Here is a 16,700-nt window from a genome sequence, read left to right as displayed (position 1 = left end):
AAGTCGCATCTTGGGCGCGGCGCTGTGATCCGCATGCCGACAGCCCCGGAACACGTCACTCCCTCTCCCGGGGTTCCCCTCTACGCTCCCCGCCCGCACCGGGGCGAGCAGGCATACCTCGACGCCGTCAGGACACCACGCAGGGGTCCGCGACACCGAAAGTGAACGCGTATGACAACGTCAGATCGGCTCGGCACCACCTCAGATCGTCACGAAGCGGCGTCGGACACCATCGACGCCGCGGCCGTCGACGTCGTCTCCTCCCGGGACAAGGACGTCCGCAAGGCCACGGTCGCCGGCGCGATCGGTTCCTTCGTCGAGTGGTACGACTACGGCATCTACGGCCTGCTGGTCACCTACCTCGCCCTCACCATCATGGGCGAGGGAGACGCGGGCAGCCTCTTCCTCACCAACGTCGGCTTCCTCGTCAGCTTCGTCGCGCGGCCGTTCGGCAGCGTCATCTGCGGCTACATCGGGGACCGGATCGGCCGCAAGAGCCTGCTCGCCGCCCTGCTGATACTCATCTCGGCCTCGACCGCGGCCATCGGCCTGATCCCGTCCTCCAACGTCATCGGCATCGCCGCGCCCATTCTGCTGGTCCTGCTGAGGGTGCTTCAGGGCTTCTCCGCAGGAGGCGAGGTGGCCGGGGCGATGTCCTTCGTCGGCGAGTACGCGCCGGACCACCGCCGCAACTACATGATGAGCTTCATCGCGGTCGGGTCGTTCGTCGCCCTCATGGTCGGCAGCGTCCTGTCCGCCCTGCTCATCACGGTGCTCGGTGACGACGCGATGACCTCCTGGGCCTGGCGGGTGCCGTTCCTGCTCGCCGTCCCGCTCGGCTACGTGGGCTTCTACATCCGCCGCCGACTGGAGGAGACCCCCCACTTCGAGGCGCTGCGCGAGCAGAACACCGTCGCGCGCAACCCGCTGCGCGAGGCGCTCGGCTCGCCCCGTCACCTCAGGGCGATCGTGCTGACCATCTTCCTGCCCGCGCTCAACGGTCCCGGCTATTACCTGCTGTTCGTCTACATGCCGACCTACCTCAAGACCTCGCTCGGCGACAACAACTTCTCGATGCTGCGGGCGCTCCTGGTCACCGCGGTCAGCCTGGTCGCCATCGCCCTCTGTATCCCGCTGATGGCTCGTCTGTCGGACCGGATCGGCCGCAAGCCCGTCCTCGCCGGGTCCGCGATCGCCATGGCCGCCGTCTCGTACCCGATGTTCGAGCTCATCACCACGGGCCACACCGGACTCGCCTGCATCGGCACCGTCGTCCTGGCCGTCGCCTTCTCCGGCCACGCCGCGGTCATTCACACGGTCCTCGCCGAGATGTTCCCGACCACGGTGCGCTACTCCGCCTACAGCATCGGTTTCAGTCTCTCGACCATCATCTTCGGCGGCAGCGCCCCGCTGGTGATGACCGAGCTGATCGAGTCGACCGGGTCCCAGCTGGTGCCCGCGTTCGCCGCCATCGTCACCGCACTGATAACCCTGGTGAGCCTGGTCTTCGTCCGCGAGACCAAGGGCCGGCCGCTCGCCGCCCGTTGAGCCACCGCCCACCGGGCCGTCAACAGCCCGAACACCGCTCCTCGAAGGGAGCCGCCGTGGGACCCGTCCACGCGCCCGGCGCCGACGCCCATGACCCGCGCCGCCCGCGGGCCGTGGACGCGGTCCGCAGGAACCGGGCCGTCGCCGAGTACGTCGAGCGCGGCCTGGAACGGGGCGAGCATCCCGTCGTCCTCGTCCCGCCCGTGGCCTTCCTCCGGGGGGCGCCCTCCGCCACCCGATCACACGCCGAACCGTAGAACCCGCACCAGGAGAACCACATGGGAATCAACTCCGTAGCCGTCGTCGCCGACCTCGGCGAGAGCTTCGGCAACTACACCATCGGGGACGACGAGGCCCTGCTCGGCCTCGTCACCTCCTCCAACATCGCCTGCGGCTTCCACGCCGGCGACCCGCGCATCATGGACCGGACCGTCGCCCAGTGCGTCGAGCGCGGCATCGAGCTGGGCGCCCACCCGGGCTACCCCGATCTCGTGGGCTTCGGCCGCCGCCTGATCGAGGCGACCGAGGAGGAGATCCGCACCGACGTGCTCTACCAGCTCGGCGCGCTCGACGGTTTCGCCCGGGTGCACGGCGGCACCATCAGCCACGTCGCGCCGCACGGGCGCATGGGCTCGATCGCGCAGACCGACGCCAAGCACGCCCGCGCCATCACCGAGGCTGTCGCCGCGTACAACAAGGACTACATCGTCATCTGTCAGCGCGGTCTGCTCGCCGAGGAGTCACGCAAGCGCGGCCTGGAGGTCGGCTACGTCTTCCTGGCCGACCGCGGTTACGGCGACGACGGCATGCCGGTGCCGCGCTCGCACGAGGGCGGCCTCATCCACGACCCGCAGCTCATCGGTGAGCGTGCCAGGCAGGTCGTGCGCGAGGGCACGGTCCGTTCCGTCAACGGCAACGTGGTCCCGCTCGGGCACGACGCCGACATCCTGCTGCTGCACGGTGACCACCCCACCGTGCTGGAGAACGGCACCGCGCTGCGCGCCGCGCTGGACGCCGAGGGCATCCGCGTCACCGGTCTGCGGGACGTCCTGGCGGAGAAGGCACGGAAGACGGAGGCCGCGTCGGCCCGCTGAGGCCGGGCGCACCAGGAGATGACCACAGCACCGTACGGCGCCGTCACCGTCGAGCCCTTCGGGGACTCGGCGGTCATGCTGACCATCCCCCACCCCGAGCAGACGATCCGCAGGGCCGCGATCGTCGCCTTTCGGGACCGCTTTCTGGCCCACCGGCCGCCCGGCGTCCTCGACGTCGTCTCCGGTCTGGAGTCGCTGCTCATCGAGTTCGACCCGTTGCGGACGGCCCTGCCGCACATGGAGTACGCCGCTCGCCTGGTCGCGGAGTGGGCGCCCGCGCCCACCACGGGCGCAGGCGGCGCGCGGGAAGCGCGCACCTTCGAGATCCCGGTCGTCTTCGACGACGAGGCGGGCCCCGACCTGGCATCGGTGGCACGGGAACTGGACCGCTCCCCCGCCGGGGTCGTCGAGGCCATCGCGGACTCCACGTTCACCATCTCGTTGCTGGGCGCGGCGATGGCGCCCATGATGGACGGGCTGAAGGTGCCCCGGCCGGTCCGCCGACGCGCCGAACCGCGTACCGACGTCGTCCCCGGATCGGTGATGATCGCGGGCACCAACGCCATCATCCAGCCGTTCCCCGGACCCACCGGGTGGAGGGTGGTCGGCCGCACCCCGCACACCATCGTCGACATCACCCGTCCGGAACCCGTCTCGTTCGCCCCCGGTGACGTCGTGCGCTTCCTCCCGGTGACCCGGGCCGAGGCGGACGGGCTGGACGCCGGTTTCCTGCTGCCGGTGGAGGACCGCGCATGACGACCGTGGGACTCGACATCACGCACACCGGCTGGGTCACGACGTTCCAGGACCTCGGGCGGCTCGGTTCCGAGCAGCTCGGCGTGCCCACGGGCGGCGCGGCCGACCAGCACGCGGCGGTCGTCGCCAACCTGCTCGCGGGCAACCCCGCGCCCGCGACGCTCCTGGAGAGCCTCGGCGGCGAACTGGCCCTGGTGCCGGACTCCGACGTGCTCCTGTCGGTGACCGGTGTCCCGGCCGAGGTGACGGTGGCCGGAATGCCCGCGGACACCTGGACGCCCCTGGTGGTGCCGGCCGGGCAGGAGATCCGCGTCCGCCCGGACATCGGCCGCGGGATGCGCACCTATCTGGCGGTCAACGGCACGCTCGCCGCGAAACGGCTGCTGGGCAGCGCCGCGCCGGACGCCCGGATGGGCTTCCAGCAGACCGTGTCGCGGGGTGACCGGTTGCTGCTGGAGACGGAGTTCCGGGGCTTCGCCCACCGGCCGTTCGAGCCGTCGCTGTTCCGGCTCCCCGTGCCAGTCCCCCGCTTGGACGACGGCATCTGGGTCGTCGACGTCGTCGCGAGCCACGGCATCCACGACATCCCCGGCATCCGGGAGCTGATCGAGGACTCGGTGTACGCCGTCACCCCCCGCTCCGACCATGTGGGGCTCCGGCTCGACGGGCCGGTGCTGCACCCGGACGGCGACGCCGAGATCGTGTCGCACGGGGTGCCCGTCGGGGCGCTGCAGATCCCGCACGCGGACGAACTCATCGTCCTCGGCCGCTACCGGAGCCTGACGGCGGGTTACCCGATCGTCGGTGTCACCTCGCGGTTCTGCCTGCCCCTGCTCGGACAGGCGGGACCGGGACGCCGGCTGCGTTTCCGGTGGACCGACCGGGAGACATCGGTGTACCGGTCCGCGCAGCGTGCGGCGGAGGTGCGGACACTGGCACACGCGGCCGCTGAAGCGTTCGCCGCCCTCGGCTTCTCAGCACCCTTGTCGCACATAAAACGAGAAGCTATTCTCACTTGAAGGAAAAATCTCACTTAATCATGCTCAAACCGATCAAGGAGGTGACCTGGTGACAACGGCCAAGACCGCGCTCATCACGGGCGCAGGCAGCGGAATGGGCCTGGAAACCGCGCGGCTGCTGGCCCGGGACGGCATCCGCGTCGTCCTGCTCGGCCGCCGGCAGAAGGCCCTCGACGAGGTCGCGGACACCATCCGCAGCGAGGGTGGCACGGTTCTGGCCCTCGCCGCCGACATCACCCGCGCCGAGGACGTCACGCGCGTACTGGAGCGGGCTCGCGCCGAGTTCGGCCCCATCGACATCCTGGTGAACAACGCGGGCAGCTCCTCCTCGGTACTCAACCCGCAGTGGCTGCCGCACGAGGAGTGGCGCCAGGTGCTCGACGTCAACCTCACGGCCGTCTTCCAGCTCACCCAGGCCGTCCTGCCGGACATGCTCGGACGCGGCACCGGAACCATCGTGACCGTCTCCTCGCTCGCCGCCGTCAACCCCAACCTGCTCGGCGGAGCGGCCTACGGCGCGGCCAAGGCCGGCGTCCGCAACTTCATGACGTTCCTGCACAACACCTTCCGCAACCAGGGGCTGCGCGCGATCACCGTGCTGCCCGGCGAGGCGGACACCCCGATCCTCGACAACCGGGCGCGCCCGCCGGCCCCCGAGGAGCGCGCCGGCATGGTGCAGCCCGTGGACGTGGCCGAGGCCATCCGCCTCGCCGTCACCCTCCCTCAGCGGGTCGTGCTCCAGGAGATGGTCGTCGCTCCCACCCGGCAGCGCGACACCTCCGGCGACCTGGAGGTCAGCCGCTGGGCGGGAGCTCCCGCCGACGCCAAGCCGTGAACCCGCACGCCCGTCACCGCGACCGCCACCAGGAGAGTCCGATGTCCCCCGCCCTCGCCGCACCGTCCCCCACCTTCGCGGCGGCCGACGCCGTCGCCCGGATCGCCGCCGCCTCCCGCCGCACCCAGCAGCCGCAGTCCCGCGACGACCTCATCTCTCTCGCCATGGGCGAGCCCGACTTCGACACCCCCGAGGCGGTGACCGAGGCCGCCCTCCGCGCGCTGCACGCCGGCCGCACGCACTACTCGCCACTGCTGGGCGAAGCGGCACTGCGCGAGGCGCTCGCCGAGCGGCTGACCGGTCTGGCCGGGGTGCCGGCGAGCGCCGGCGACATCCTGATCACCCAGGGCGGCACCGCCGGTCTCGCCGCCTCGGTCCTCGCCGTCGTCAACCCCGGTGACCGGGTCGTCGTCCCGGACCCCACCTACTCCCTCTACGCCGACCTGGTCAGCATGGCCGGCGGCGTCGTCGTGCCCGTACCGCTCGCACCGGACCTGCACTGGGACCTGGACCGGCTGGCCGACGCCCTCACCGATGCCCGGCTCTTCGTCTTCTGCAACCCCTGCAACCCCACCGGTATCGTGCACAGCCGCGAGGAACTCGAGGCGCTCGCAAAGATGCTCGACGGCACCTCGACGATCGTCATCTCCGACGAGGCGTACTCCGCGCTGGACTTCACCGACCTCCCTTTCACCTCCGCGATCTCGCTCGACGGTCTGCGCGAGCGCACCGTGTACTGCCAGACCTTCTCCAAGAGCTACGCGATGACCGGCTGGCGCGTGGGGTATCTCTGGGGTCCGCCAGAGGTCATCCGGGCCTCGGCCCGCATCCACAACACCTTCAACGGCTCCGTCAATACCTTCATCCAGGACGCGGCGCTGGTCGCGGTGGAGCGCTGCGAGGCGGACGTGGAGCGGATGTGCGCGGCGTACCTCCAGCGACGCGACATCATGCGCGACGCGCTGGCCCAGATACCCGGCCTGACACTCAGTTCGCCGGAGGGGGCGTTCTACCAGTTCCCGCGCTACGACCTGGATCTGCCGTCCGTGGAAGTCGTCGCCGCCCTGCGCGATCACGGCGTGGCCGTCCGGCCCGGCAGCGAGTTCGGCGCCTGCGGCGAGCGGCACCTGCGCCTGTCGTACGCTGCCAGCCCGCAGTCCATCACCGAGGGCGTCCGCCGACTCGCCCTGGGCTTCGCCGCCTTGCGATGACCGCCGCCCCCGACGCGAGGAGAAGTCGCCCCATGCGCAGTGACACCGAGCGCAACCGCAGGCACCTCATCAAGGCCGCCGCGCTCCTGTTCGAGAACTCCCCGGAACCGGTCAGCCTGGCGGAGATCGCCAAGCACGCCGAGGTGTCCACCGCGACCGCCTACCGCCACTTCTCCTCCGTCGAGGAGGTACTGCACGCGTTCCGCGCCCAAGTGGGCGAGGAGCTGAAGGAGTTCAGCGCACGGCAGACCGTGCGGGGCATGGCCAGACTCGAAGCCGTGTCCCGGTACTGGGTGTCCCTGGTACTGGAGCACGGTGGCGCGATGGCCCAGATGCGCTCGCACCGCGGCTACCTCGAACGACTGAGGGAGAACACTGGCTACCTCGTCCCGCAGGCCGAGGCGCTCGCCGAACCGCTGCGGCAGACGACCGAGGAACTCGGCCTGGGCGACCTCGGCGTCGAGGCCCTGTACCTGTGGAACGCGCTGTTCGACCCGCGCGACATCCTCGACCTCATCAAGAGCGGCCGCGGAGAGGAGGAGGCGGCCACCCGTCTCCTGTCGGCCCTGCGCGGCGCCCTGATCGGCTGGGCTACCCAGCGACTCTGAACGACAGGGAGACAGCACGTCCATGGACGTCAGCGCCCATATCGGCTCCCCCGCACCGAGTTGTGCCGGTGCGACCGGGGAGAGGCTGAGGTCACCAGGCCGCGTGTGAGGTCCTGACGGTGACAGACCCCGTGCTGCGGGCGCGTCCGGAGCACGGGGTCTGTCACATGAGCATGACCCTGCTCGTCTTCGCCGGGCACCACCACCCTGGTGAGCGCGCTGTCCATCCCCGCGCCCACGTACCGGATGGACCCGGCCGAGCGTGCGACGGCCCTGGACATCGGTCGGTCCCTGGCACAACAACGACCCACGCCCCGCAGGAGGGGCCCGCCTCCGTGTGGAGTCCTCAGCGCGTCCCGGGACGGCCCGCTCACCGGCACGACCCCGCAGATAGGACCACCCGATGGTCCCACGCACCCCCACCATGAGCCACCTCACGGATGAACCCGAAGACACCGACGCCCTGATCACCAGGGCCGGTCCGGCGGGTCTGTGCAACGCGTACTGTGCAGTCTTCGCCACCTGAGCGTCACCGTCATGAACAACCTGCCGCAGGACGCGGTGATGCTGCAGCTGGACGCCTACCTCGCGCAGGTCACCGAGGAAAAGCACCGTAAACGTGCACTGGCCGCGTCGCGGCAGCCCAATGGGGCAAGTTCGATGATCGGTGCGTCAGCGCACACTGCTCCGCGGGCGGCCAGTCCTGTGCCTGCCGAGTATTACGTCGGCTACCGGTGCCGCCTGCCAGCCCAACTGCCAAGCCCTGAACCAAAACTCATTCTGAAACGATCAGTAAGAGCCGCGAGCTGGCCAACCTCGGCGGCGACCACCTCGCCGATGTCGCCGACGCAGCCGAACGCGGCATCCACCGAGTCTGCTCCAGCGAGCAACTCCCATGGTCCTCCCTCGCCCACACCGGCCTGACCCTTCATCCCCAAACACCACAGAACTAACGAAAAACTCAGTAGGACCGACCCGCCACTGGCCGCGCAAGGTGGCGAGGTGATCCAGGTCGGCGGCCTACCCGCAACAGGCGGCATCGAGCGCAGTCCGCGCTCAGCGAACGGTGCTGCCCGCGTCGATGGCTAGTACCTCACGGGACGGCGTCGGCAACAAACAGAGGTGACACGGAACTGGCCTGCCGGCTGGAGCCGATGTGGACGCTGCGGGATTCTCGCTTACCAGTCAGGCGCAGCAGCGATCTGTCCTGTCGACGTACGGTGCACCGTATCCGCAGGTCAGCGCGCCCTTCGTCGCGGCTTCAAGGGCGCGTTCGGCAGTTCCGGCGCGGGCAGCGGAGCCCCGTCGTAGCCGTGCACCTCGCCGAAGCGGTCCCCCTTCATCCAGTCCTCGCGAGCCTGTACGATCTCCTCATGTGACCGCCCGATGAAGTTCCACCACATGATGATCTCCTCGGGGAACGGCGGTCCGCCGAGCAGCACCAGCCGGGCGGTCGCGGCCGACTCGTTGGTCAGGGTCAGCGTCCGGCGGCCCGGCGCGAGGTAGCCCAGTTCGGTCGGCCGTACGGTGTCGCCGTCGACGCGTACGTCACCGCTGTCGACGAGAACGCCGTGTTCGAACCCCGCGTCGACGTCCAGGGTCATGGTGCCGCCCGGGTCCAGCGACACCTCGGCGCCCAGCAGCGGCGTGAAGGTACTGACGGGTGAGGTGTCCCCGGCGAGCGAGCCGAGGAAGACGCGCACCGTGCCGTCGTCGAGGGTGACCGGTACGGGCGCGTGGTGCTGGAAGTCCCGGTCGGTGCCGCGGTGTTCGTCCGGCAGTGCCACCCAGAGCTGGACACCGTGCAGAACGGTGGTGTCGGCCGTGGACACCTCGGAGTGGGCGATGCCGAAGCCGCCCGTCATGAGGTTGAGTTCACCCGGCCTGACCGACGCGTGGGTGCCCAGGCTGTCCCGGTGCTCGATCTCGCCGCTGAAGAGCCAGCTGACCGTCTGCAGACCGGTGTGCGGGTGCGGTGGGACGTTCATGCCGCCCGACCCGGCCACGTCGTCGGGACCGTAGTGGTCGGCGAAGCACCAGGCTCCGATCAGCGTCCGGGCCCGTTGGGGCAGCGTGCGCCGCACCTTCATGGCGCGCGGGCCGCCGAGGGGGACGTCACGGGCGGTGAGGACCTCGATGCCGGCGGCGGGCACGTCGTCCTCCGAGGTGCCGCACCTCATCTCCGCGGGGTGTGTCTCCGTGTTGCTCATGCTCACCGCACCCGCCCCGACGACGCCGACGCGAAAGTTCCACTTTCAACATCCATGGAGTGATGATAGAGCCGGACTAGGACTTCACGAAGTCCAGCAGGTCCGGGTTGAGCACTTCGGGGTGGGTGGCGAGCATGCCGTGCGGGAGTCCCTCGTAGGACTTCAGCGTGCCGTTCTTGAGGAGCTTCACCGACAGCGGCGCCGCGTCCTCGTACGGCACGACCTGGTCGTCCGTGCCGTGCGCGACCAGCACCGGGACGTCGATCCGCTTCAGGTCCTCGGTGAAATCGGTCTCGGAGAACGCCTTGATGCACTCGTAGTGGGCGTTGGCCGCGCCCGTCATTCCCTGCCGCCACCAGTTGTCGATGAGCCCTTGGGAGACCTTCGCGCCCTCCCGGTTGAAGCCGTAGAACGGGCCGGAGGGCACCTCGATGTAGAACTGCGCGCGGTTGGCGGCCAGAGCCGTCCGGAAGCCGTCGAAGACCTCGATCGGGGTGCCGCCGGGGTTGGTCTCGGACTTGACCATCACCGGTGGCACGGCGCCGACGAGCACCGCCTTGGCCACCCGGCCGGGCTCGGCACGTGCCACGTAGCGCGCGACCTCGCCGCCGCCGGTCGAATGCCCGATGTGCACGGCGCCCCGGAGGTCCAGCGCGTCGGTCAGCGCCGCGACGTCGGCGGCGTAGGTGTCCATCTCGTGGCCCGTCGAGGGCTGACTCGAACGCCCGTGGCCGCGCCGGTCGTGGGCGATCACGCGGAAACCCTGGGAGAGGAAGAACAGCATCTGGTTGTCCCAGTCGTCCGCGGTGAGCGGCCAGCCGTGGTGGAAGACGACCGGCCGGCCGTCACGCGGCCCCCAGTCCTTGTAGAAGATGCTCGTGCCGTCGGAGGTGGTGACCCTGCCCATCACTGTTCCTTCCGCGTCTGTGTCGGATCTGTCAGAAGCGGCCGGCGGACCTGGTTGCGCGACCAGGAACCCCGGCGGAATCCACGCCAGCCACCCTACGCCCATGTCCGGTATGTCTCACCGGGAGATTGCGTCCGGGGCCCGCGGCCCACGGAAGAGGGAGCGGACGTGCTGGAGCACTTCGTGCCCGGCTTCCGGCGTACGGACTTCGTCGACGTCATCGAGAAATCGGCCTGGCCGGAGTAGCCGGTCCTCCCCCATTACGGGCGCACCCCAGTTCGGCTACCGCCTTCGCCGGAGTGGGGCGCCGCGTCCCGGCCGTGCACCAGGGTCGTGCGGCGGCACAAGCCGGCGTCGAAGAACGCGACGGACAGGTCCAGGTCGGTGCGGTTGCCCGCCCCCGTTGCCATGCGCATTCTCCGGGCCGGGCTCGCGGGCCCCGCGGAGGGCTCAGTGCCCCGGCACGGCCGGCCCCGCGAGGGCCTTCTCGTGCTGTGCGGCGGTCAGCCGGCGCACGAAGAGGATCGCGAGCACCGCGGCCAGGGCGTCGAAACCGGCACTGGCCATGACCAGTCCGGCCGCGTCGTGGATCGCGTCGACGTCCTGGGCCTTGTCGTACGTCCTGGACGCGTAGCGGTCGAAGACCATGGCCCAGACCCAGGCACCCCACCAGGCGTTGAGGAGTCCCCGGTGCCGCGGGGCCCCGCCGTAGGGGTCGGGCTGGGCGGCCCGCAGCACGTCGGCGGCGATGCCGCGCGGGATCCAGAGGTTGGCGATCGGGATGAACCAGCAGGCGATCGCCCAGCCGGGGGTCCTGCTCTGGGTGTCGGGCGCGAAGACCTCCGCGTTGTGTCGGACCCGGTGGAACCAGATGACGAAGACCACAGCCGTCGCCAGCATGGCGATGACGTACAGCATGGCCGACCCGGCCATCGCGTAGTCGGCGCGGTTCGCCTCACCCTCGTCGAAGTCGACCACGCCGCCCGAGGCGACCTTGCCCATCAGGGACCGCATGTTGAGCGATGCCGCGACGATCAGCAGATCGGCGACGATGACGACACCGAGCAGCACGGTGACGGCCTGCGCGAGGCCGACGGGCGAGCGCAGCACAGGGCCGGGCGCGGGCGGGTGAGAACTGGGCATGGGTGTGGACGCATACGTCATGTCGGGCCCCCCGGGGATGGTGTTGAGCGCGGCGACCGGTCCGAGGACGGCGCGGCAGACGACCACGTGTGCGCGATCGGCCTCGGGACTTTATCCCATGTCGGCGGGCCGATTCCGCCGGCCGGGCCCCGCAGCTCGTCCCGGCCGCCCCGTACGGTCGTCCCTGGTCGAGGCGCCCGGTGACGGCCATACCAGCGCCGAGCCCGATCATGGCCAGGCCGCCGGTGCCACCGATCAGTGCCGTCCCGCGAGGAGAACGGCCCAACCAGTCGCGCGTGGTCGACACGGTCAGCCCCCAGACCCCGTCGAAGAGCAACTGCAACAGGGCGCCGGCCAGGCCGAGAAAGAGTATCTGAGCTGCGACACGACCGGCCTCGCGATCCACGAACTGTGGCAGCACCGCGGTGTGGAAGACGAGGCTCTTCGGATTCGTCACCCCGACCACGAGCCCCGTCCGGACCGAACCCCTGGTGCCGCCGGCGGGTGGCCCCGCGGTGACACCGTTCCCACCGCCCGGCTCCGCCAAGTCGCCCGCACCGCCTTCGCACCCAGAAACATCAGGTAGGTGGCACCGGCCAGCTTGACCGCGTGGAAGAGCAGGACCGACCGCTCGACCACGTTCCCGACTCCCAGAGCCACGGCCACGACCAGGAGGACGACGGACTCACCAGACCGACTTTCGACCTGGACCGGGCGTCCGGCGGTCTCAGACCGTCAGTTCGCTCTGGACCGGGGCCACGCGAACGGGCGGGTGCCGGATGAACCACTCCGTCGCGAGCAGCTGCCCCCGGGCCCGGTGCCCGAGTCCGGCGATCACGCCCGGCAGGGCGCCCCGCTCCGCTTCGGAGCGGTGGGCCAGTACCGCGGTGATCTTCCGGTCCAGCCAGGGGCGGACGTCGACGATCGCGGTGACGTGCTCGTCCGGGACACTGAACCGCGCCTTGCGCGCCCCGACCACTTCGCATAGGGCCGGGACGGCTGAGTGCGGGTGGGTGACGAGGTAGAGGGCTCGGGGGCGCCACGGGGCGCCGGCGTCCGGGTGGAACAGGTCGAGCCCTGCCGCCTGGACCGCCAGTACGGCCACCCGGTGGGTGCGCAGGTGGTCCGGGTGGCCGGTCAGCCCGCCGTACGCGTCGTGGGTGACGACGATCTCCGGGCGGAAGTCCCGGATGTGCGCCACCAGCTTCCGCACCGCCTCGTCGAGCGGCGCGTCGCGGAACCTCGGCATGCGCGGGGCCGACGACGGGACGCGCGCGTCGGCGTAACCGAGCATCCGCGGCGGGCCCGCGCGCCGAGCGTCCGCAGGGCTTTGGCCAACTCAGCGGCCCGCGGGCTGTCCTCGGCCCAGGTCGCCGTGACGACCGCAGTGCGGGCCCCCACGGCGGCGTGCCGGGCGAGCACCCCGCCCGCCGACAACGACTCGTCGTCCGGGTGGGCGAAGACTGCGAGCAGGCTCGGCGGGGGCACGGGCAGGGGCATGGGCGGAACCTCCGGATCGGCCGGGAAGATCGTATGCGTCACCTGCCCGGAGGGGAACGGACGCCGGCGGCCCGGCCTCACGGAATCTTCGCGCCGACCGGTTCGGGGCGTCGGTCTGACCGCGGACGGACGGCCGTGCGCATCGAACGTACCGTGTGGGCCGCACGCCGCCCCCGACCACGTCCCGTCCCCGCGGGCCGGCTCTCTGGAGCCCGTCGCCCCGCCGCCACTGGGCGGCCGGGCGAGTCGACAGCTCGCCGCCGGAGGACGAGGATGTGAGACATCGGCCCGTCCACCCGGCAGGCCGCCGCTCTCGGTGCGAAGGAGTAGCGATGACCGATCGACCGGGCAGGGTGATCGGCGACATCACGATCTCGGTCGACGGGTTCTCGGCCGGGCTCAACCAGACGCAGGACCGCCCCTTCGGCGACGACGGCGGTGACGGCTCGGGGGCCGGACTGCACGCCTGGATGTTCGACACCCCCGACGAGAACCGCGCCGAGCTCGAGCAGTTGGCCGCCGCGAAGGCGTTCATCATGGGTCGCAACATGTTCGGCCCGGTGCGCGGCGCGTGGGACCGGCCCTGGAACGGCTGGTGGGGCGACGATCCTCCGTTCCACGCCCCGGTGTTCGTGCTCACCCATCACGCGCGCGAGCCGCGGCCGATGGAGGGCGGCACCACGTTCCACTTCGTCACCGACGGGATCGCGTCGGCGCTGGCGCGGGCCCGCGAGGCGGCCGGCGACGGCGACGTACAGGTCCAGGGCGGCGCCACCACCGTGAACCAGTACCTCGCCGCCGGCCTGATCGACGAACTGCGCCTGCACATCGCGCCGGTGGCGCTCGGCGCGGGCACCCGGCTGTTCGACGGCGTACCGCCCTTGCGGCTGGAGCAGGTGTCGTCGCGGTCGGCGAGCCTGGTCACGCACGTCACCTATCGCGTCCGGGGCGTGGCCTGAGGGCCGCGGTCCGGTGACCGGGCGAGGCGAGGGCCGTCCGCGCGGATCGTCGGCCGTTCAGCCCGTGAGGGCCTGGGTGATCTGCCGGGTGGTCTGTGCCGCGACCCTCGGGCTGACGGCGGCGTAGGCCGTGTAGGCGTTGAGGCCCGTCGCGAGGGCCCAGCCGCGCCCGCGGGTCCAGGTGGCGTCGTCCACACCGAGCGCGGCGCGGAAGGCGGCTCGCGGCGCGGCGGACATCAGGGTGAAGGCGATGGTCAGGTCACGGGCGGGGTCGCCGATGCCGAGTTCGCCGAAGTCGATGACCGCGCTGAGGCGGCCGCCGACGGTCAGCAGGTTGCCCGTGTGGAAGTCGCCGTGGAACCAGACCGGAGGACGGTCCCAGTCCGGGGCGTTCAGCGCCTCGTCCCACAGTGCGGTCATGGCGGCGGCGTCGAACACGCCGTCGACCTGCGCGATGGCGGCGCGCGTCGCCCGGTCCCGGTCGGCCAGCGGTGAGCCGGTGAGGTCCCGGCGGGCTCCCAGTGACGCGGTCTCCCCGGGCGCGAACCGTTGTAGTGCGCTCAGGAATCCGGCCAGTTCGACGGCGGCCTCGCAGGAGTCGCCCAGGGTCCGGACCGTGGCCGCCTCACCGTCCAGCCAGCGGGTGACCGCCCAGGCCCACGGATAGCCGAAGCCGGGTTCTCCCACCGCCACGGGGACCGGGACCGCCAGAGGCAGGTGCGGGGCGAGCCGGGGCAGCCACTCGGAGTCCTTGCTTGCCTGCCCGAGGGCACCCGCGTGGCAGGGCAGCCGGACGGCGAGGTCTTCACCGAGCCGGTGGATCACGTGGTCCGAGCCGGCCGGTTCGAACCGTTCCAGCGGCAGTTCCGCCCACTGCGGGAACTGGCTGTCCACCAGGCGTCTCACCAGTGCGGTGTCGATCGAGGGGCGGTCCGGAGCGCTCCCGGTCACCAAGGACGTCTCCTGACGTCGGCCCGCTGCGTGCGGCGGGCGGTCAGGGCCATGGAACGGCGTCGCCCGTCGCCGTGTCGACCGGATTTCTCCGACGCGTCTCGTGCGGGAGTGGCGGGCTCACGCGGCCGGGCGTCCGGTCGGGAGGCCGTCCACGTACGTCTCCACGACCTCGATGTCGCCGATGCGCGAGGTGTCGACCCGCCGGGGGTCGTCGCCGAGCACCACCAGGTCGGCCCGCTTACCCGGGGTCAGGCTGCCCAGGTCGTCCTCCCAGTGGCAGGCGTGGGCGGCGGCGACCGTGTAGGCGTGCAGGGCCTCGTCGGCGGTGACCCCCTCGTCGGGGCCGATGGTCAGGCCGGACTCGGAGGCGCGCTCGACCATGAACTGGACGGCGCGCAGCGGCGATCCGTCGGTGACGGGGCGGTCGGAGCTGCCCACCAGGGGGACGCCGTGGTCCAGGAAGGCCCTGCCGCGGTAGAGCCAGGGGGCGCGCTCCTCGCCCATGATCGCGGCGTAGTCGTCGCCGAAGTACCGCAGGAAGTTCGGCTGCACGACCGCGCTGACGCCGAGCCGTGCGAAGCGCGGGAGCTGGTCGGGGCGGATCAGGCCGGCGTGCTCGACGCGGTGCCGGGCGTCGGGGCGCGGGCGCAGCCGCTGGGCGCGTTCGAGGGCGTCGAGGGCCACGTCGGCGGCACGGTCGCCGATCGCGTGCACGGCGAGCTGCCAGCCGGCGAGGTGACCGTCCACGATGGTGTCGGCGATGACGTCCGGATCGTCCTGCAACTGTCCCGCGTGGCCGAGCCCTTCGTACGGGGCGGTGAGTGCGGCGGTGCGGGCCATCATGCCGCCGTCGGTGAAGACCTTCAGCGCGCCGACGGACAGCCGGTCGTCGCCGAAGCCGGTGCGCAGGCCCAGGTCGAGCGCCCGGGGGATGCCGTCGCTCTCGTGGGCGGCGACCGGGTGCAGGGTGTCGGCGGCCACCATGAGCCGCACCCGCAGCGGCAGCAGGCCCTTGTCGCGGGCGAGTTGGTAGGCGCCCAGTTCGACCGGGCTGTGTCCCAGGAGGGCGCCGCCGATCCCCGCTTCGGCGCAGGCGGTGACCCCCTCGGCCAGGCAGGTGCGGGCGGCCCGCCCGATCGCCTCGGCCAGCTCCTCCTGGGCGTACGGCAGTCGCAGCGCGCGGGCGGCACCCATGGCGCCCTCGGCGAGGAAGCCGTTCTCGTGCGGGGTGCCGGCGGGGAGCAGGTCCAGGACGGCGGAGTTGACGACGCAGCCGTGTCCGGAGTCGTGCGTCACGTACAGCTTGTGGCCGTGGCTGACCTTGTCGAGTTCGGCGGCGGTCAGGTGGCGGCCCAGCACCCGCTGGTCGTATCCGGCGATGCTCACCCAGGTGCCGGGCGAAGCCTTGCGGGTGACGGCCTCCTCGACGCGGGCGAGCACGTCGTCGACGCGCGTGCACCCGGCGATGCTCGGGGTGCTCTGCTTGAACCCGGTCCAGGCCAGGTGGACGTGGGCGTCGATGAAGCCCGGCAGTACGGTGGCGCCCTGGAGGTCGACGACCTCGCGGGCGGGCAGGGACGTCACCGCGTCGTCGAGCCCGACTATCCGGCCCCGCCAGACGCCGACGTCGTGTGCGACGGGGTGGCCGGGGTCCATGGTGAGGAAGCGGGCGTTGGTCAGCCGGGTGTCGAGCACGGTGCGTCAGGCCTCGGTGGCACGGGGGAGGGAACGGGGGCGCAGGTCCGCCCAGTTGGCCTCGACGTAGGCGAGGCAGGCGTCGCGGGAGTCCTCCCCGAAGACGGTCGTCCACCCGCCGGGCACCTGGGCGAAGGACGGCCAGAGCGAGTGCTGGCCCTCGTCGTTGACGAGGACGAGGAAACGGCCGTCGGCGTCGTCGAAGGGGTTGGTGCTCATGCGCGGGGCCTCCCGATGCATTAGGTTAGGCTCGCCTAAATC

At 71.3% G+C, this 16,700-nt stretch carries 18 protein-coding genes and 2 pseudogenes; 11 read left to right on the top strand and 9 right to left on the bottom strand.

Annotated features, from left to right (window positions below; translation table 11 throughout):
* The first annotated feature begins 171 nt into the window (after window positions 1-171).
* The 9 genes from AMK11_RS14795 (at window position 172) to AMK11_RS37815 (ending at window position 7,995) form a co-directional block, all read left to right on the top strand.
* A complete protein-coding gene (locus AMK11_RS14795) occupies window positions 172-1,548 on the top strand; it encodes an MFS transporter (protein ID WP_073727130.1) in 1,377 nt (458 codons plus the stop codon).
* 56 nt (window positions 1,549-1,604) lie between these two features.
* The gene (locus tag AMK11_RS14790; RefSeq protein ID WP_073727128.1) at window positions 1,605-1,805 is read left to right on the top strand and encodes a hypothetical protein; all 201 of its coding nucleotides are present in this window, start codon (window positions 1,605-1,607) and stop codon (window positions 1,803-1,805) included.
* A gap of 21 nt (window positions 1,806-1,826) precedes the next feature.
* Complete coding sequence (locus tag AMK11_RS14785; RefSeq protein ID WP_073727126.1) at window positions 1,827-2,642, top strand: LamB/YcsF family protein; 816 nt, start codon at window positions 1,827-1,829, stop codon at window positions 2,640-2,642.
* A gap of 18 nt (window positions 2,643-2,660) precedes the next feature.
* Window positions 2,661-3,398, top strand: coding sequence for a 5-oxoprolinase subunit B family protein (locus AMK11_RS14780; protein ID WP_073727124.1), 738 nt, complete (start codon window positions 2,661-2,663; stop codon window positions 3,396-3,398).
* Window positions 3,395-4,417, top strand: coding sequence for a biotin-dependent carboxyltransferase family protein (locus tag AMK11_RS14775; RefSeq protein ID WP_073727122.1), 1,023 nt, complete (start codon window positions 3,395-3,397; stop codon window positions 4,415-4,417). Before AMK11_RS14780 ends, AMK11_RS14775 begins: the two co-directional genes overlap by 4 nt.
* Window positions 4,418-4,466: 49 nt before the next feature.
* Window positions 4,467-5,252 carry an SDR family oxidoreductase gene (locus tag AMK11_RS14770; protein WP_073727120.1) on the top strand — a complete coding sequence of 262 codons (786 nt, stop codon included), beginning with the start codon at window positions 4,467-4,469 and terminating at the stop codon, window positions 5,250-5,252.
* Between the two features lie 41 nt (window positions 5,253-5,293).
* On the top strand, window positions 5,294-6,463 hold the full coding sequence (locus tag AMK11_RS14765) for a pyridoxal phosphate-dependent aminotransferase (RefSeq protein WP_073727118.1): 1,170 nt from the start codon (window positions 5,294-5,296) through the stop codon (window positions 6,461-6,463).
* A gap of 32 nt (window positions 6,464-6,495) precedes the next feature.
* The gene (locus tag AMK11_RS14760; RefSeq protein WP_073727116.1) at window positions 6,496-7,071 is read left to right on the top strand and encodes a TetR/AcrR family transcriptional regulator; all 576 of its coding nucleotides are present in this window, start codon (window positions 6,496-6,498) and stop codon (window positions 7,069-7,071) included.
* 537 nt (window positions 7,072-7,608) lie between these two features.
* On the top strand, window positions 7,609-7,995 hold the full coding sequence (locus tag AMK11_RS37815; RefSeq protein ID WP_143194579.1) for a hypothetical protein: 387 nt from the start codon (window positions 7,609-7,611) through the stop codon (window positions 7,993-7,995).
* Window positions 7,996-8,309: 314 nt separating this feature from the next.
* On the opposite strand, the gene AMK11_RS14750 is transcribed toward AMK11_RS37815, so the two are convergent.
* Together AMK11_RS14750 and AMK11_RS14745 are read right to left on the bottom strand one after the other, a co-directional pair.
* Window positions 8,310-9,281, bottom strand: a complete 972-nt coding sequence (locus AMK11_RS14750) for a pirin family protein (RefSeq protein WP_073727896.1) — start codon at window positions 9,279-9,281, stop codon at window positions 8,310-8,312.
* A 76-nt stretch (window positions 9,282-9,357) separates the two neighbouring features.
* Complete coding sequence (locus AMK11_RS14745) at window positions 9,358-10,188, bottom strand: alpha/beta fold hydrolase (protein WP_073727112.1); 831 nt, start codon at window positions 10,186-10,188, stop codon at window positions 9,358-9,360.
* A 162-nt stretch (window positions 10,189-10,350) separates the two neighbouring features.
* Here AMK11_RS14745 and AMK11_RS38505 point away from each other — a divergent pair.
* Window positions 10,351-10,434 (top strand): annotated as a pseudogene (locus AMK11_RS38505) (diguanylate cyclase); the annotation flags it as partial.
* Window positions 10,435-10,638: 204 nt separating this feature from the next.
* On the opposite strand, the gene AMK11_RS14735 reads toward AMK11_RS38505, so the two are convergent.
* The 4 genes and pseudogenes from AMK11_RS14735 to AMK11_RS14720 all read right to left on the bottom strand — a co-directional run bounded on the left by AMK11_RS14735 (window position 10,639) and on the right by AMK11_RS14720 (window position 12,819).
* Window positions 10,639-11,259: a DUF4328 domain-containing protein gene (locus AMK11_RS14735; protein WP_241846970.1), complete on the bottom strand. Its 621-nt coding sequence runs from the start codon at window positions 11,257-11,259 to the stop codon at window positions 10,639-10,641.
* Window positions 11,144-11,788, bottom strand: a complete 645-nt coding sequence (locus AMK11_RS38500) for a hypothetical protein (RefSeq protein WP_274535670.1) — start codon at window positions 11,786-11,788, stop codon at window positions 11,144-11,146. The genes AMK11_RS14735 and AMK11_RS38500 overlap by 116 nt, the downstream gene beginning before the upstream one ends.
* Window positions 11,785-11,970 carry a hypothetical protein gene (locus tag AMK11_RS38960; protein WP_274535673.1) on the bottom strand — a complete coding sequence of 62 codons (186 nt, stop codon included), beginning with the start codon at window positions 11,968-11,970 and terminating at the stop codon, window positions 11,785-11,787. The genes AMK11_RS38500 and AMK11_RS38960 overlap by 4 nt, the downstream gene beginning before the upstream one ends.
* Before the next feature lie 88 nt (window positions 11,971-12,058).
* Window positions 12,059-12,819, bottom strand: a pseudogene (locus AMK11_RS14720) (PIG-L deacetylase family protein).
* A gap of 344 nt (window positions 12,820-13,163) precedes the next feature.
* Here AMK11_RS14720 and AMK11_RS14715 point away from each other — a divergent pair.
* Complete coding sequence (locus tag AMK11_RS14715; protein ID WP_073727106.1) at window positions 13,164-13,790, top strand: dihydrofolate reductase family protein; 627 nt, start codon at window positions 13,164-13,166, stop codon at window positions 13,788-13,790.
* A gap of 57 nt (window positions 13,791-13,847) precedes the next feature.
* Here AMK11_RS14715 and AMK11_RS14710 read toward each other — a convergent pair whose 3' ends face one another.
* From AMK11_RS14710 to AMK11_RS14700, 3 genes are all read right to left on the bottom strand, one after another.
* The gene (locus tag AMK11_RS14710) at window positions 13,848-14,741 is read right to left on the bottom strand and encodes an aminoglycoside phosphotransferase family protein (RefSeq protein WP_079187437.1); all 894 of its coding nucleotides are present in this window, start codon (window positions 14,739-14,741) and stop codon (window positions 13,848-13,850) included.
* 120 nt (window positions 14,742-14,861) lie between these two features.
* Window positions 14,862-16,439, bottom strand: a complete 1,578-nt coding sequence (locus tag AMK11_RS14705) for an amidohydrolase (protein ID WP_073727102.1) — start codon at window positions 16,437-16,439, stop codon at window positions 14,862-14,864.
* A gap of 6 nt (window positions 16,440-16,445) precedes the next feature.
* Window positions 16,446-16,658: an MbtH family protein gene (locus AMK11_RS14700; protein WP_073727100.1), complete on the bottom strand. Its 213-nt coding sequence runs from the start codon at window positions 16,656-16,658 to the stop codon at window positions 16,446-16,448.
* Window positions 16,659-16,700 lie beyond the last annotated feature (42 nt).

Source organism: Streptomyces sp. CB02414, from assembly GCF_001905385.1.
Classification (GTDB): domain Bacteria; phylum Actinomycetota; class Actinomycetes; order Streptomycetales; family Streptomycetaceae; genus Streptomyces.
Note: the sequence above shows the minus strand (reverse complement) of the source record. Positions and strands in the feature narration are given on the sequence as shown.